Source organism: Variovorax sp. V118, from assembly GCF_041154445.1.
Classification (GTDB): domain Bacteria; phylum Pseudomonadota; class Gammaproteobacteria; order Burkholderiales; family Burkholderiaceae_C; genus Variovorax; species Variovorax boronicumulans.
Genome location: NZ_AP028663.1, coordinates 3541445 through 3556194, shown reverse-complemented (window position 1 = coordinate 3556194; position 14750 = coordinate 3541445). Strand labels below are relative to the sequence as shown.

Sequence of the window (14750 nt, the reverse complement as noted above, 5' to 3'; positions counted from 1 at the left end):
CATGGCTGCCTCCCGCCCTCTTCGCACACTGCCCGTGCGTGGGCTGGCGGGGCAGGGCAGCCCTTCACCTCGAAGCAACGGTGGCCACAATGGCCATCAGGACAGCAGCGACGAGCCGCTGAGCACGGACTCTCTTCCCGACGACCCCGCAGCGGATCCGTCGATTCCCTCCGCAGCATCGGCCCCGCCCCACGGCACCGCCGCCGAGGTCATGGGCGGCGAGGGCGCCGATGCCCTGACCATCTACCTGCGCCAGGTCCGGCGCACCGGGCTCTTCACTCCCGCCGAGGAATACACCACCGCCTGCGCCGCACGCGCCGGCGACTTCGCGGCGCGGCAGTCGATGATCGAGCACAACCTGCGGCTCGTGGTCAACATCGCCAAGAACTACCTGGGGCGCGGCATGCCGCTGTCCGACCTCATCGAGGAAGGCAACCTCGGGCTGATGCATGCCATCACGAAGTTCGAGCCCGAACGCGGGTTTCGCTTCTCCACGTATGCGACCTGGTGGATCCGCCAGTCGGTCGAGCGCGCCGTCATCACACAGTCACGGGCGATCCGCCTGCCGGTGCATGTCGTGCGCGAACTGCAGCAGGTCCTGCGGGCACGCCGCACGCTCGAGGGCGATGCGGAGTTCCTCGCGAGCCGGCCGGACGGCGTGCGCGTCGAGGACGTGGCCGCACTGCTCGGTCGCGAGGTGCAGGCGGTGGCCGACTTGCTGGCGCTGGCCGAGGCGCCGCGTTCGCTCGATGCAGGCGACGCGCGCGGCGAGGAAGGCTTCACGTTGGCCGACACCGTGGCCTCCGACGACGAGCAGGGCAACCCTGCTGGCGTGACGCACACGCACGAGGTGGAACGCCTGCTCGACCAGTGGGTGCAGGCCCTCAACGCGCGGGAGCGCGAGGTGCTCGAAGGTCGCTACGGCCTGCACGACCGGGAGCCCGAGACGCTCGAGGTGCTGAGCGTGCGGCTGGGCCTGACACGCGAGCGCGTGCGGCAGATCCAGAACGAGGCGCTGGCCAAGATGCGCAAGCAGCTGGCGCGCTCCGGCGTCGGCCGCGACGCGCTGTTCTAGCGGTGTGAAGAAAAGAAGGTAACCCGTCGCGCCGGGACCACCCCGGCCACGCTGAGACAATCGGGGGATGACGGAATCCATCGAAGAAAAGAAAGTCCCCGCGAACCCCGCCGATGAATGGCTTCAGGTCGAGTCGCTCGACCTGGACGCGCAAGGCGTCTCCCACAAGTCCGACGGCATGGTCGTGTTCATCGAAGGCGCATTGCCCTTCGAGGAAGTGCAGTTCAACGTCCACCGCCGCAAGAACAACTGGGAGCAGGGCACGGTCACGCAGATCCGCCGCGAGTCCTCGCAGCGCGTGCGCCCCGGCTGCCCGCACTTCGGCCTGCACACGGGCGCGTGCGGCGGCTGCAAGATGCAGCACCTGGACGCCGCCGCCCAGGTGGCCGTGAAGCAGCGTGCGCTCGAAGACAACCTCTGGCACCTGGGCAAGGTCAAGCCCGAGAACCTGCTGCGCCCGCTCGAAGGCCCGGCCTGGCACTACCGCTACCGTGCGCGCCTGTCGGTGCGCCACGTGGTCAAGAAGGGCACGGTGCTGATCGGCTTCCACGAGCGCAAGAGCCGCTACCTGGCCGACATGCAGGTCTGCCCCGTGCTGCCCAAGCAGGTCAGCGCCATGCTGATGCCGCTGCGCGCGCTGATCGGTTCCATGGATGCACGCGACACCTGCCCGCAGATCGAGCTGGCCTGCGGCGACGCGCCGGACTCCACCGCGCTGGGCACCATCGCCCTGGTGCTGCGTCACCTGGAGCCGCTGTCGGGCGCCGACATCGGGCGGCTCAAGGCGTTCGCGGCCGAGAACGAGGGCGTTCAATGGTGGCTGCAGGCCAAGGGCCCGGACACCGTGAAGCTGCTGGAAGAGGGCGGCACGCCGCTGGCCTACCGCCTGCCCGCGTTCGGCGTGACGATGCCGTTCAAGCCCACCGATTTCACCCAGGTCAACCCGCACATCAACCGCGCGCTGGTCGGCAAGGCGCTGCGCCTGCTCGACGTGCAGCCCGAGGAGCGCGTGATCGACTGGTTCTGCGGCCTGGGCAACTTCACGCTGCCGCTGGCGAGCCAGGCGCGCGAAGTGCTCGGCATCGAGGGCAGCGACACGCTGGTGGCACGCGCCACCGACAACTTCCAGAGAAACCAGCCTGCAACGCCCGAGCGGCGTGCGCTGTCGACCACCCGGTTCGTGGCGCGCAACCTGTTCGACATGACGCCCGAGATGCTGGTGGCCGACGGCAGCGCCGACAAGTGGCTGGTCGACCCGCCGCGCGAAGGCGCCTTCGCGCTGGCCAAGGCCATGGCCGACCTGCACCAGCAGCCTGAATTGCGCACCGGTGGCTGGACGCCGCCCAAGCGCATCGTCTACGTGAGCTGCAACCCGTCGACGCTGGCACGCGACGCCGGCCTGCTGGTGCACCAGGCGGGCTACCGCTGCACCTTCGCGGGGGTGGTGAACATGTTCCCGCACACGGCGCACGTCGAGTCGATCGCGGTCTTCGAGCTGGAATGAAAAAAGGCCCCTCGGGGCCTTTTTTCTTGGGGGTGGAGGAAGCCGCTCAGTCGCGCTCGCCGCCGAAGATGCCCAGCAGGGCCAGCAGGCTCTGGAACACGTTGAACATGTCCAGGTACAGGGCCAGCGTGGCGCTGATGTAGTTGGTTTCGCCGCCGTCCATGATCTGCTTCAGGTCATAGAGCATGTAGGCCGAGAAGATGCCGATGGCCGCCACCGAGATCACCAGCATGCCGGTGCTCGAGCCCACGAAGACGTTGATGACGGCGCCGAGCATCAGCACCAGGGCGCCGACGAACAGGAACTTGCCCATGCCCGACAGGTCGCGCTTGATGACCGTGGCCAGCGAGGCCATCACGAAGAACACGCCGGCGGTGCCGCCGAAGGCCGTCATGATCAGCTCGGGGCCGTTCTTGAAGCCCAGCACCATCGCGAGCAGGCGCGACAGCATCAGGCCCATGAAGAAGGTGAAGCCCAGCAGCACCGGCACGCCGGCGGCGGAGTTCTTGGTCTTCTCGATCGCGAACATGAAGCCGAAGGCGCCGCCCAGGAAGACGATCAGGCCGAGCCCGCCGGTGAGCGAGCGGGTGATGCCGGTGCTCACGCCGATCCAGGCGCCCAGCACGGTGGGCAGCAGGCTCAGCGCCAGCAGCCAGTAGGTATTGCGCAGCACGCGCTGGCGTTCGGCCTGCGGCAGTGTCTGGCCGTAGCCGGTGGAAGTGTCGAGGGTGGTCACACGGTCGTTCATGGCCGAAGCTCCTGAGGTTGCTGCATGCAATGACACGCAGTTGGGCGCATTCTAGGGGGCTGCAAGAGGGGGCCTTGCAAAGACCGTATGCCCGTTGTTCTTAAGCCCCCGTGGGACGCTGCGGCGCCCCGCCGTTATGCTGTCGGGTTTCGACGCAACCTGAGCCTATCCATGAAGACCAAATCATTCCTCGAACTCGCCGACGTCAAGGCCATCGCCGCTGCAGCGGAAGCCGAGGCCCTGAAGAACAACTGGGCCGTGACCATCGCCATCTCCGACGACGCCGGCAACCTGCTCTGGCTGCAGCGCCTGGACGGCGCCGCCGCGCTGTCCTCGCACATCGCTCCGGCCAAGGCACACACCGCCGCCATGGGCCGCCGCGAGAGCAAGGTCTATGAAGACATCATCAACGGCGGCCGCACCGCGTTCCTGACGGCGCCCTTGGTGGAAGGCCTGCTCGAAGGCGGCGTGCCGATCGTGAAGGACGGCCACGTCATCGGCGCTGTGGGCGTGAGCGGCGTGAAGTCGAACGAAGATGCGCAGATCGCCAAGGCCGGCATCGCCGCGCTCGGCCTGTAAGCCGTTTCATTCGCCCAAAGCAAAACGCCGACCTGATGGTCGGCGTTTTCTTTTTTCGGGGCTTCAGCGTGAAAAAAAGCTTGGCTAGTCGGCGAACCGTTGGCTAGCAAAAAACGACCCTTCGGAGATGAATCTCCTCGAGTCGCCCCACGATGAAACTTGCGCGAGGGGCGGGGTGAACGACCTACTTGGTCAGGATCAGCTTGCCGAGTTTGGTGGCCTGAAGCCGGTAGAGCGAGCCGTTGTGCATGATGCCCACGGTCTTGCTTCCCTTCAGAAGCTCCGTGCTTTCGACCATCGGCGCCGGACGCGCTGCCTGGATCGATGCATGACCGCCACCCGATTGGTCGAGCGAAGGGTGGTTCAGGACAGAAAAGGCATTCGGGGTGGCTGGCATCTGGAGTTCCCTTTTATGGAAGCGATGAGTGAATGATAATGATTCTCAATATAAAGTCAATCGTCGCGATCAACTTTTTTTCGATCCGTCATTCACCCGTTCAGATCACTTCGTGTCGGGCTCGGTGATGAAGCCGATCTTGCGCACGCCGGCTTCGCGTGCCTCGGCCATGGCCTTGGCCACGCGCTCGTAGCGCACGGCCTTGTCGCCGCGGATGTGCAGCTCGGGCTGCGGCTCCTTGGCCGCTTCAGCGGCCAGGCGGTTCGGTAACTCGCTGTCGTCGATCTTCTGTTCGTTCCAGTAGTAGGCGCCGTCGGCCGTGACGCTGAACAGGATGTTCTGCGGCTTGGGCTGCTCAGGTTCGCTGCTGGCGCGGGGCAGGTCGATGTTGACCGCATGCTTCATGACCGGCACGGTGATGATGAAGATGATCAGGAGCACCAGCATGACGTCGACCAGCGGCGTCATGTTGATCTCGTTCATCACCTCATCGGGTTCGTCTTGCGTTCCGAAAGCCATGATGCTGCTCAGCCCTTCTTGAGCGGAACCACGACGGCTTCGCCGCTGCCGCTTTGCACGCGGGCGCCGGTCACGAAGTAGGCGTGCAGGTCGTGGGCGAAGCTGTTGAGCTTGGTCAGCACGAACTTGTTGCCGCGCACCAGGGCGTTGTAGCCCAGCACGGCGGGGATGGCGACCGCCAGGCCCAGGGCCGTCATGATCAGCGCTTCGCCGATCGGGCCGGCCACCTTGTCGATGGTCGCCTGGCCGGCCGAGCCGATGCTCATCAGCGCGTGGTAGATGCCCCAGACGGTGCCGAACAGGCCGATGAACGGCGCCGTCGAACCCACCGAAGCGAGGATGGCCAGGCCGGTCTGCAGGCGCGCCGTGAAGGCGTCGATGCCGTTGCGCAGGGCGCGCGTGATCCAGTCGCTCACGTCGAGCGCGTCATGCAGGTGCGCCTTGGTGTTGCGGTGGTGGGCGGCGGCTTCGCGGCCTTCGAGTGCCAGGGCGCGGAAGGGGTTGCTGTCGTCGGTGCCCAGCTTGTTCAGGGCGGTGGCGAAGTCTTCGCTGTGCCAGAAGTCCTGCGAGTGCTTGGCCAGGCGCTTGTATTTGATGACGTCGAGCGCCTTCACGATGATCACGATCCACGATGCGAGGGACATGCCGATCAACAGAACCGCGACAGCCTTGGTGACGAAGTCGCCCTGATTCCAGACGTTCATCAAGCCAAATTGGGAATCCATACGAAGTTGCTCCAGAGAAAAATTAGTTCAGGACGTAGTTGACGGGGGCGTCGTAAGACATGGCCTGCACCACGCCGTTGACCTTGCCGGGCACGAACCGGCATTTCATGATGTATTCGACGGCGGCCTCGTCGAGGCGGTCGAAGCCGCTGGACTTCTTGACCTCGGCGCTCTTGGGCAGGCCGTCGGCGCCCACGAGCACGCGCACGATCACCTTGCCCTGCTCGCCGAGCCGCTTGCTCATGGCGGGATAGACCGCCTTCGGGTTCTGCAGGTAGTCGGCATTGCTCGACGGCAGTTGCACAGCGGGCGGCGCCGGGGGCGACGGCGGCGGTGCGGGAGGGGCTGGCGGCGCGGGCGGTGCCGGTGGCGCAGGCGGGGGCGGCGGCTCGGTGGTGCCCGAGGTCGCGTTCGGCGCGGGCGTCGGCTTGGGTTCGCGGATGGCCTGCGGACGCGGCGGCGGCGGGGCCTTGCTCACCTTGGGTTGCGGTGGCGGAGGCGGTGGGGGCGGCGGATCGGCCTTGGGTTTCGGCGGTTCGACGAACTGGCTCAGGATCTCGACGGGAATCACCACTTCGGCGGCCCGGCGCAGCAGGCCGCTTTGCAGCGCCCACAGCGCGGCGCCGTGAAACAGGATCACGCCGCCGGCAATGACGACAGTGCGCGACAGGCCAAGAAAGGAGGGAGGGGGGGCAAAGCGGTCAGACACGATCAACCATTCGAATGCGGGCACTACAAATCGTGCCCCGATTGCAGCAAAACCGCTACAGAGACGCTACTTGCGAAAAATCCACCAGACAGAGCCGGCGACGAGGATCAGGCTGCCGCCGAGAGCCGAGACGAGTTCCATGCTTTGCTTTCCTTGATGGAGTTGGCAAGCTGGATCGCTCTCGGCGCCGATTCGCAGTTCAAGGCGGCGACCGGGTGAGAGACACTGCACTGCGCCACGATGTCGCGGGCACAACCTTCACACTGGCCACACTGGGTGGCCACGCCGAGTTCGAACTGGACTTCGTCGAAAGTCATGCCCGCGCGCACATGACGTGCGATTTCACGGTCAGAGACTCGGCGGCAGACGCAAACGATCATGGCGGTGAAAGCGGCAGTTGGCTGGCTGTTGGATGTGACTCATTATAAATAAGAATCCATCGCATTTGCAATCACTATGACTGACATGCAGTCGGAGTTTGCAAGCCGGTGTTACACCTCGGCCCAGAGGCGCAGCAGGTTGTGATAGTGGCCGGTGAGCGCCACGGTTTCCTCGCATTCGCCCAGGCGGGCGCGCAGTTTCTGGATGGTCTGGTCGAGTTCGAACAGCATGCCGCGCTGGGCATCGCTGCGCACCATGCTCTGCAGCCAGAAGAAGGAGCACACCCGCGCCCCGCGCGTGACCGGGTGCACGCGATGCAGGCTGCTCGCCGGGTAAAGGATGAGGTCGCCGGCCGGCAGCTTGACCTCGTGGGAGCCGTAGGTGTCGATCACTTCCAGCTCGCCGCCGTCGTAATCCTCCGGATCGCTCAGGAAGAGGGTGCACGACAGGTCGGTGCGCAGCTGCTGGCTGCTGCCCGGCACCGCACGCACCGAGCCGTCGACATGCACGCCGTAGTGCTCGCCGCCCTCGTAGCGGTTGAACAGCGGCGGCACGAAACGCGCGGGCAGCGCGGCCGAGAAGAACAGCGCGTGGCGCGAGAGCGCGGCCAGGATGGTCGCGCCGAGTTCGCGCGAGACCGGCGAAGACTCCGGCAACTGGCGGTTGCGCTTCACCTGCGCGCCTTGGTCTCCCACGGTTTCGCGGCCGTCGACCCAATGGGTGGCATCGAGCGCGGCGCGCATCTCGCGCACCTGGTCCGGGCTCAGCACGTCGGGCACATGCAGCATCATTTCGGTGAACTCCACAAGAAAAAAGCCCCGGCGCAGGCCGGGGCTCGAGTGTCGCACCGCGCCTGCCGCAAGGGCCGGCACGGAGGAGACGCGGTCGTCGGGATCAGAACGCGAAGTTCGCGGTGATCTTGGCCGAGCGCGGGATGCCCGGCGTGTAGCGGTAGCCGCTCTTGTTGATGGCAGCCGCGTACTGCTTGTCGAACACATTGGCGATGTTCAGCTGGATGTCGACGTTCTTGTTGATGCGGTACGACGCCATGGCATCGAACACCCAGTAGGAGTCGATGTAGGCCGGCGTGCCCACCGCGCCGTCGGTGCCGCGGTGCAGCTTGCCGTTGTAGCGCGCGCCGCCGCCGACCGTCAGGCCGAACGGGAACTGGTAGGTGGTCCAGGCCGTGAACGAGTTCTTCGGCGTGTAGGTCAGCACGTTGGTGCCGTCGGCCGTGACGTTGGGGCCGCTTTGCACCTTGGTGTCCATCGTCGTGAAGCCGGCGCTCATGCCCCAGCGTTCGGTGATGGTGCCCGCCACGCCCAGCTCGATGCCCTGCACGCGCTTCTTGCCGCTCTGGTAGTACAGCGCGGTGTTGGTCGGGTCCTGCACGACTTCGTTGGTCACGTCGGTGCGATAGACCGCGCCGGTCAGCGACAGCTTGTCGTCCAGCACGTCCCACTTCGTGCCCACTTCGAAGGTCTTGGCCTTTTGCGGCAGGAAGTCGGTGCGCGCCGCGCTGTTGCCCGTGCCGGCGGCCGACAGCGAGAAGTTCGCGCCGCCCGGGGGCTGGGCCGAGGTGCCGTAGGCCGCGTAGATGCTGCCGTTCTTCGCGGGCTTGTAGACCACGCCGATCTTGCCGGTGAACAGGTTGTCGGAGAGCTTGAGCGACGAGGGCACCAGCGTGCCGACCGGCAGGCCGGGGTTGGTCGTTGCGGTCGACAGCGCCGCGCTCTGGAACGAGGTGCTGTAGTGATCGAAGCGCAGGCCGCCGGTGATCTGCCATTGCTCGTTGAGCTTGATCGTGTCGAAGGCGTACAGGCCGACCGTGTTGGTCACGCCCTTGCTGTCGGCGCCGCTGAGCATGCGGTTGTAGCCGTTCACGTACGGGTTCGGCGCGTACAGGTTGGCCACGGGCCATGCGCCGTTCTGCACGACCTTGCCGTTGAACGTGGCGCCGGGGCTGAAGTAGCCCAGGCTCGACTGCTCTTCACGGATCAGCTCGACGCCCGCGCTGAGCGAGTGGCTCAGGCTGCCGGTGTTGAACTTGGCGGTCACGTTCGTCTGGTTGACGAAGATCGTGTTTTCCTGGTTCTTGTTGGTCGGCAGGTTGCGCGTGGTCGTCCAGGTGGACGGCAGGCCCGGGATCGGCGTACTGAGGAACGCGGTGTTGCCCGAGGGCGGCGGGTTGCCGTTGGTGCCCAGGCCGCCGAGCATGAACGCCGTCAGCATGTAGTCCTGCTTCGTCTTGCCGTAGCGGGTCGTGTTGCGCAGCGTGATGTCGGGCGTGAAGTCGTGCTCCACGCGCGCGGTGAACATGTCGGCCGTCACCTTGTTGAAGTCGTAGGCGGTGCCGTAGAAGTTCTTCGGATCGACCGGTGCCGCGTAGTTCAGGAAGCTGCGGCGACGTGCACCGAGGGCGACCGGATCGGGGTTCGAGTAGCTGGGCAGGCCGATGGTCGGCACGCCGCCATCGGGCACGTTGTCCTGGTCGACGTGCAGGTAGTCGAAGTAGAAGCGCGTGGGCGAATTCAGGCCGAGTGCGATCGACGGTGCAATGGCCGTGCGCTTGTTCTTGACGAAGTCGCGGCCGGGCACGCCCGAGTCTTCCATCGCTGCATTCAGGCGGAAGGCGGCGCCGATGCCGTTGGCGCTGCTGAGCGACTTGTTCCAGTCGATGCTGCCGCGCTTGTAGTCGGCGCTGCCGAAACCGAGCGAGCCCAGGAAGCTGTCTTCGAGCTTCGGCTTCTTGGTGACGAGGTTGATGTAGCCGGTGGGCGAGGTGCGGCCCACGTCGGTGCCCGACGGGCCCTTCACGACTTCGACCTGCTCGATGTTGAACATGTCGCGCGAGACCGAGCCCAGGTCGCGGATGCCGTCCACGAAGATGCTGCTGGAGCTGTCGAAGCCGCGCATGAACACGGCGTCGCCGGTGTTCGTGTTGCCGTTCTCGCCCAGGAAGAAGGTGCCGACGCCGGCGGTATTGCGCAGCGCTTCGGTGAGCGTGGTCGCGCCCTGCTCGCGAATGATCTGTTCCTTGATCACCTGGATGGTCTGCGGCGTGTTCACCAGCGGGGCCGTGAACTTCGGGTTGGCCGAGGTGTCGGTCTTGTAGTCGGCGGCGCTCGAATCCTGCACGCGGACTTCAGGCAGTGCCCGCCCGGTCTGGGCAAAGGCGGCGGGGGCTGCGATGGCCAGCAGCGTGGCTGCGGCGGCACCCGAAAGGTGAGGAACGGCGCGTGCGACGGCGTGTTTGCGGCTCTTGATATAGGCCATGTTGTTTTCTCCAGAAAGGGCGGGCGGGCAGAGCTCGACTGGCTGGGTCCGGGCGGCGCACTCTCGGGGAGAAAAAGGGCGGCAAGACTGGCTGGGTGAGCTGATTTGCGAAGGGTTTTTGCAAATCGATGCAAATGATATTGCTTCTCAATACCAAGGTGCTCAACTGGCCGCTTTTAACCAGAAAGTTTCGCTCGCTCCGTTGCCGGCGCGCAACTGACGAGGCCGCGCGGGCCGTTCAATAGACGTCGCGGCGGTAGCGTCCGCTGGCCGACAGCTCGGCCCAGAGGTCGTCGCCGGCGATCTGCCGCAGCGCCGCGTCCACGCCCGATGCCATGCCCTGCAGGCTGCCGCAGACATAAACGGCGGCGCCGTCGCGCAGCCAGGCCTGCAGCGTGTCGGCCACCTGCAGCAGGCGGTGCTGCACGTAGAAGCGCTCGGTTTGGTCGCGCGAGAACACCATGTCGAGCCGGGCGAGCGTGCCGTCGGCCTGCCAGGCCTCGATTTCCTGGCGGCAGAGGAAGTCGTGGGCGGACTGGCGCTCGCCGAACACCAGCCAGTTGTCTTTTCGGCCAGCGGTGGCGCGTGCGCGCAGGTGGGCGCGCAGGCCGGCCAGTCCGGTGCCGTTGCCGATCAGGATCAGCGGACGGTTCTCGTTGCCCTCCAGCCGGAAGCCGCGGTGCGGCCGCAGGCGCAGCGCCACGGAGTCGCCGACCGAGAGCGTCGAGGTGAGCAGGCCCGACGCGGCGCCCATCGAGCCGTCGGGATGCTGCTCCTGCCGCACGAGCAGTTGCAGCTCGCCGTCGGCGGGCAGGGAGGCGATCGAGTAGTCGCGCGGCCGCGCCGGATCGCTCGCGACGGCGACCTGCACCAGGTCGCCCGACGCCCAGTGCGGCAGGGCGCCGGCTTGCGGCGTGAGGCCGAGATGGAAGACCGGGCCGCCCGTGCTGCCGGCGTTGAGCAGTTCGCGCCGCGTGAGCTTCCAGGGCGCAAAGCTCGCCGGGGCGTCGTCGCCGCCCTCCGGCGCATCGCCCCAGCGGGCGTGCCAATCGGCGAGCGCGGCGGGGTCGCTGTTGTCGACCTCGATGGGGGCGAAGTCGCGCACGGCGCCGGCCGTGTGGAGCCACGCATCGAGCGCGCGGCCGAAGCCGCAGAAGTGGGTGTACTGGCGGTCTCCCAGCGCCAGCACGGCGTAGCGCAGCGATGGCAGCGCCAGCGGCGCGCCCATCACGCGCTCGGCGAACACGCTGGCGCCGTCGGGCGCATCGCCTTCGCCGTAGGTGCTGGCCACGAAGAGGGCGCGGCGGGCCGAGGCCAGCGTGGCGCTGTCGAGGGCGTTGAGGGCCATCACGCGCACGGCGGTGCCCGCCGCGCGCAGCCGCCGCGCGGTCTGCCACGCGATGGTTTCCGCCTGGCCGGTCTGGCTGGCGAACAGCACGAGGGTGGGCGACGTTTGCTCGCCGTCACCGGCTGACAGTGCCGCGGCTTCGCGTGCGGCCGTGGCCTGCAGCCGTCGCTGGCGTGCGTAGATGCCCAGGCACAGCGCGGCATAGGCCGTGACCGTCGCGCTGGCGCCCAGCGCACGCCACAGGGTCTCGGTCATGCGCCCGCCTGCGCCTGCCACGCGGGCGTAGCGCGCTCGGAGATCGATCCGTCGTCGGCGCGGGCGATGAACAGGGCCGCGATGTCGCGCTGCTGCGCGAAGGCCAGGCCCTCGTCGGGGCCGAGCACCGTCAGCACGGTGGCGAGCGCATCCGCCTGCATGCACTGCGGGTGCAGCACGGTGACGCTGGCCAGCGCATGCGCCACGGGCTCGCCGTCGCGCGGATCGATGGTGTGCGACCAGCTGCGGCCTTCGATGGCGCGCCGATGCCAGCGGTCGCCCGAGGTGGCCACGGCCATGTCGGCCAGGGCGATGCGTTGCGGGGTCGGCAGCTCGGTGTCGACCTGCACCTGCCACGGCGCGCCGCCGGGTCGCCGGCCGATGCCGCGCAACTCGCCGCCGATTTCGAACAGCAGGTCGGTGAAACCGAGCGCGCGCAACGCGTCGACGCCATGGTCGACTGCGAAGCCCTTGGCGATGCCCGACATGTCGAGCTGCACGCCGCCGGGTTGCAGCAGCGTGTGGTTGACCTCATCGAAGGTCAGCCGTTGCCAGCCGACGTTCGAGTGGAGTGCGGCCAGCGCGCCGGGTGAGGGCAGGGCGTTGTCCTGTGATGCTGCGGGGCCGAAGCCCCAGCGCGCCACCAGCGCACCGACCGTCGGATCGATCGCGCCGCCGCTGGCCTGCGCCCACGTGAGGGCGCACTGCATCACCTGTGCGAATTCGGCTGGCAGCGCATGGCGCGAGCCGGCGGGCGCGGCGTTGAAGCGGCTGATGAGGGAGTCGGGCTCCCAGTGGCTCATCTGGTCGATCACGCGCGCGAGCGCGGCCTCGACCGCCTCGCGCACCTGTGCGAGCGGCAGCATCCGCGGGTTGTCGAAGCGCAGTGACCAGGTCGTGCCCATCGTCTGTCCGCCGAGCTGCTGGAGGCTGGCGGGATCGGCGGGACGGGGAACGGCCGCGTTGGCGTAGCCGCCCGCGCGCCAGGTGCTGAAGGAAAGGCCCAAGGAAAAACGCAGGGTCAGGGCATCACTTCCAGGGTGGCCGCGTAGCTCAGGCGGCGTTCCTTGGCTTGGGGCACGGTGGTCTTGCTGTCCTTGGTGCTGGCGTCGAGCCAGTACATGCCGGCGGCCGGCCAGGTCACGCTGAACTGGCCCTTGTCGTCGGTCTTGAGCTTGATCTCTTCGAGCTTGTCGCGGTACTGCGTGTTGCCGGCGGTCACGGTCACTTCGAGGTCCTTGGCGGGCTTGCCGTCCAGGTGCAGCGTGAAGGTAGCCTTCTCGCCCTTGGCGAGGTCGGTCGGGCTGCCGGCGGCGATCAGCTCCAGGCCCTGGCCGATGGGCTTGAGCGCCGAGGGCTTGCCGACGGTCACGAAGGTCTCGATGCGGCCGGCCGATTGGGTGATGGTCACTTCCTGCGCATCGGCCGGGATTTCCTTGGCGATGGTTTCGGCCGTGCCGCGGGCGCGCTTGTTCTGGCCCGTGGCCTTGTCCTTCCAGGCGGCGAACGCGCCGTTGTTGACCACCGCGATGCGGTAGGTGCCCGGCTGCGCGACGTTCACGTCGAACACGTTGCGCAGCTTGAGCTTGGCCTCGGATTCCGGCTTGACCGTGCTGCCGTCGGGGGCGGTGATCTGCAGGCCGTCCAGGCGCAGCGGCGCATGGTTGGCAACGAACAGGTCGTTCGACACGGCGGCGTCGACGCTCACGGTGTCGGCCTTCGACAGCACGGTGGTCGAGGGCAGAAGCCAGGCGTTGTGCGCCTGGGTCACGGAAGCAACGGCGGACAGGGCGAGGGCGAGGCCGGCGGCGCGCAGGGTGAAGCGGGTCATGGTGGTCCTTGGAATGAGAGAGGGGGCGGATCGGTCGGAAGTCAGGGCTTGAGTTCGAGCTTGACTTCGCCGAGCTCTTCCTTGCCGGCAGCAACCGGTTGCGCGGCGGCGGTGGGCGGCCACTGGAACGGGATGGTCACGACCTCGCGGCCGCCGACTTCACGGGCGGCTTCCACCACCAGCTTGTAGGCGCCGGGAGCGAGCTTGGGCATGGCGCCCGAGCCCTCGGTGAAGCTCAGCTGGTGCTTGCCGGCGGGCTTGGAGGCGCCGGTGACGCCATCGACCGGCACCGCCAGTTCACGGCCACCGCGGCGCCACCACTGGCGCATGTCCTTGAGCCACTTGGTACCTTCGCCCTCGGGGTTGTTGGTCTTGGTGCGCACGTCGTACCAGACGGCCAGCGTGCCGGCCATCGTGCTGTCGGCGCGTTCGATCCAGGTCGCCACGTAGGGGCGGTGGTACTCCGACACGTTGAGCCGGGGAATCTCGATGTTGACCGACAGGCCGGCGGCAATGGCCGGGGCCGCGAACAGCGCCGACATGGCGATCGGTGCGAGCGAGTAGCGAAGGTGCACGGGAAAACCTCTTTCTTCCTGAATCAGCAAAGATGACGCACGGGCCGACCCGTCGATCGGATCGGTCAGTGAATGAACAGCAACGCGAGCAGCACCGGCACCACCAGCCCCATGCCCACCATGGGCCAGGTGAAGGGGCGGTTGCCCGCATGCATCTTGAGAATGAACAGCCCGGTGACCGAGAAGACCAGCGTGGCGGCCGCGAAGATGTCGATGAACCAGCTCCAGGCCGTGCCGGTGTTGCGGCCCTTGTGCAGGTCGTTGAAGTAGGAGAGCCAGCCGCGGTCGGTGCGCTCGTATTCGATCTCGCCCTCGGGCAGGCTCAGGCGCAGCCAGGCGTCGCCGCCGGGGCGGGGGAGCGAGAGGTAGATTTCGTCGTCGGACCACTCGGCCTCGCGGCCGGCGGTGTCGATGTCCCATTGCTTGCGCAGCCAGGCTTGCAGTTCGGCGGGCAGCGGGGCCTTGCCTTGCTGAGCCTTGGCGGCCGGCAGCTGCTGTTCGAGGCGGGCGCGCAAGGCGTCGTCGACCGTGCCGTTGTGCGTGGTGACGACCGGCTTGGCCTCGATCTGGCCCGCGTGATTGAGCGTGAAGCCCGTGACGCTGAACAGGATCATCCCGACGAGACAGATGGCGGAACTGACCCAATGCCACTCGTGGAGGGTCTTGAGCCAATAGGCGCGGCGGCGGTTGTCGGAACGGGCGGGGGCAGTCATCGAAAACGCGAATTGTAGTCGCGCGAATGAGAATGACTGCTATTCAGTGGTTATGAAGTTAAGTAAAGAGCAATAAAAAACGGGGCCGAAGCCCCGTTTGTTTGCAATGCCGTGA

The 14750-nt window shown here is 67.1% G+C and carries 17 protein-coding genes; 4 read left to right on the top strand and 13 right to left on the bottom strand.

The window, feature by feature from the left end; genetic code table 11:
* Position 1 precedes the first annotated feature (1 nt).
* Both ACAM52_RS16550 and rlmD read left to right on the top strand, forming a co-directional pair.
* Positions 2-1075: a sigma-70 family RNA polymerase sigma factor gene (locus tag ACAM52_RS16550; protein WP_369647660.1), complete on the top strand. Its 1074-nt coding sequence runs from the start codon at positions 2-4 to the stop codon at positions 1073-1075.
* A gap of 67 nt (positions 1076-1142) precedes the next feature.
* Complete coding sequence (rlmD, locus tag ACAM52_RS16545) at positions 1143-2579, top strand: 23S rRNA (uracil(1939)-C(5))-methyltransferase RlmD (protein WP_369647659.1); 1437 nt, start codon at positions 1143-1145, stop codon at positions 2577-2579.
* Between the two features lie 46 nt (positions 2580-2625).
* Here rlmD and ACAM52_RS16540 read toward each other — a convergent pair whose 3' ends face one another.
* Positions 2626-3327: a Bax inhibitor-1/YccA family protein gene (locus tag ACAM52_RS16540; RefSeq protein ID WP_062479032.1), complete on the bottom strand. Its 702-nt coding sequence runs from the start codon at positions 3325-3327 to the stop codon at positions 2626-2628.
* A gap of 171 nt (positions 3328-3498) precedes the next feature.
* On the opposite strand from ACAM52_RS16540, the gene ACAM52_RS16535 reads away from it, so the two are divergent.
* Complete coding sequence (locus ACAM52_RS16535; RefSeq protein WP_056583078.1) at positions 3499-3906, top strand: heme-binding protein; 408 nt, start codon at positions 3499-3501, stop codon at positions 3904-3906.
* A gap of 184 nt (positions 3907-4090) precedes the next feature.
* On the opposite strand, the gene hemP is transcribed toward ACAM52_RS16535, so the two are convergent.
* The 7 genes from hemP to ACAM52_RS16500 all read right to left on the bottom strand — a co-directional run bounded on the left by hemP (position 4091) and on the right by ACAM52_RS16500 (position 9913).
* Positions 4091-4303, bottom strand: coding sequence for a hemin uptake protein HemP (gene hemP / locus ACAM52_RS16530; RefSeq protein ID WP_062479029.1), 213 nt, complete (start codon positions 4301-4303; stop codon positions 4091-4093).
* 105 nt (positions 4304-4408) lie between these two features.
* Positions 4409-4822 (bottom strand): biopolymer transporter ExbD, encoded by a 414-nt coding sequence (locus ACAM52_RS16525; protein ID WP_062479026.1) that lies wholly within the window; start codon positions 4820-4822, stop codon positions 4409-4411.
* Positions 4823-4830: 8 nt separating this feature from the next.
* A complete protein-coding gene (locus tag ACAM52_RS16520; protein ID WP_062479023.1) occupies positions 4831-5547 on the bottom strand; it encodes a MotA/TolQ/ExbB proton channel family protein in 717 nt (238 codons plus the stop codon).
* 22 nt (positions 5548-5569) lie between these two features.
* Entirely contained in the window at positions 5570-6262 is a 693-nt protein-coding gene (locus ACAM52_RS16515) for an energy transducer TonB (protein ID WP_167395099.1), read from the bottom strand.
* A 101-nt stretch (positions 6263-6363) separates the two neighbouring features.
* Positions 6364-6636: a bacterioferritin-associated ferredoxin gene (locus ACAM52_RS16510; protein ID WP_062473051.1), complete on the bottom strand. Its 273-nt coding sequence runs from the start codon at positions 6634-6636 to the stop codon at positions 6364-6366.
* 111 nt (positions 6637-6747) lie between these two features.
* Positions 6748-7428 (bottom strand): Fe2+-dependent dioxygenase, encoded by a 681-nt coding sequence (locus ACAM52_RS16505; RefSeq protein ID WP_070059743.1) that lies wholly within the window; start codon positions 7426-7428, stop codon positions 6748-6750.
* 103 nt (positions 7429-7531) lie between these two features.
* Positions 7532-9913 carry a catecholate siderophore receptor Fiu gene (locus ACAM52_RS16500; RefSeq protein WP_369647658.1) on the bottom strand — a complete coding sequence of 794 codons (2382 nt, stop codon included), beginning with the start codon at positions 9911-9913 and terminating at the stop codon, positions 7532-7534.
* Between ACAM52_RS16500 and ACAM52_RS16495 the strand changes: the two genes are divergently transcribed.
* Entirely contained in the window at positions 9912-10133 is a 222-nt protein-coding gene (locus ACAM52_RS16495) for a hypothetical protein (protein WP_159272569.1), read from the top strand. The genes ACAM52_RS16500 and ACAM52_RS16495 overlap by 2 nt on opposite strands.
* A gap of 18 nt (positions 10134-10151) precedes the next feature.
* Here the strand turns inward: ACAM52_RS16495 and ACAM52_RS16490 are convergent, their stop codons facing one another.
* The 5 genes from ACAM52_RS16490 to ACAM52_RS16470 all read right to left on the bottom strand — a co-directional run bounded on the left by ACAM52_RS16490 (position 10152) and on the right by ACAM52_RS16470 (position 14635).
* Positions 10152-11516 (bottom strand): sulfite reductase subunit alpha, encoded by a 1365-nt coding sequence (locus ACAM52_RS16490; protein WP_369632178.1) that lies wholly within the window; start codon positions 11514-11516, stop codon positions 10152-10154.
* Positions 11513-12523 (bottom strand): FAD:protein FMN transferase, encoded by a 1011-nt coding sequence (locus ACAM52_RS16485; RefSeq protein WP_369647657.1) that lies wholly within the window; start codon positions 12521-12523, stop codon positions 11513-11515. The genes ACAM52_RS16490 and ACAM52_RS16485 overlap by 4 nt, the downstream gene beginning before the upstream one ends.
* 14 nt (positions 12524-12537) lie before the next feature.
* Complete coding sequence (locus ACAM52_RS16480) at positions 12538-13347, bottom strand: DUF4198 domain-containing protein (RefSeq protein WP_369647656.1); 810 nt, start codon at positions 13345-13347, stop codon at positions 12538-12540.
* 41 nt (positions 13348-13388) lie between these two features.
* Positions 13389-13889, bottom strand: coding sequence for a DUF2271 domain-containing protein (locus tag ACAM52_RS16475; protein ID WP_369647744.1), 501 nt, complete (start codon positions 13887-13889; stop codon positions 13389-13391).
* Between the two features lie 98 nt (positions 13890-13987).
* Entirely contained in the window at positions 13988-14635 is a 648-nt protein-coding gene (locus ACAM52_RS16470) for a PepSY-associated TM helix domain-containing protein (protein ID WP_369647655.1), read from the bottom strand.
* Between the last annotated feature and the right edge of the window lie 115 nt (positions 14636-14750).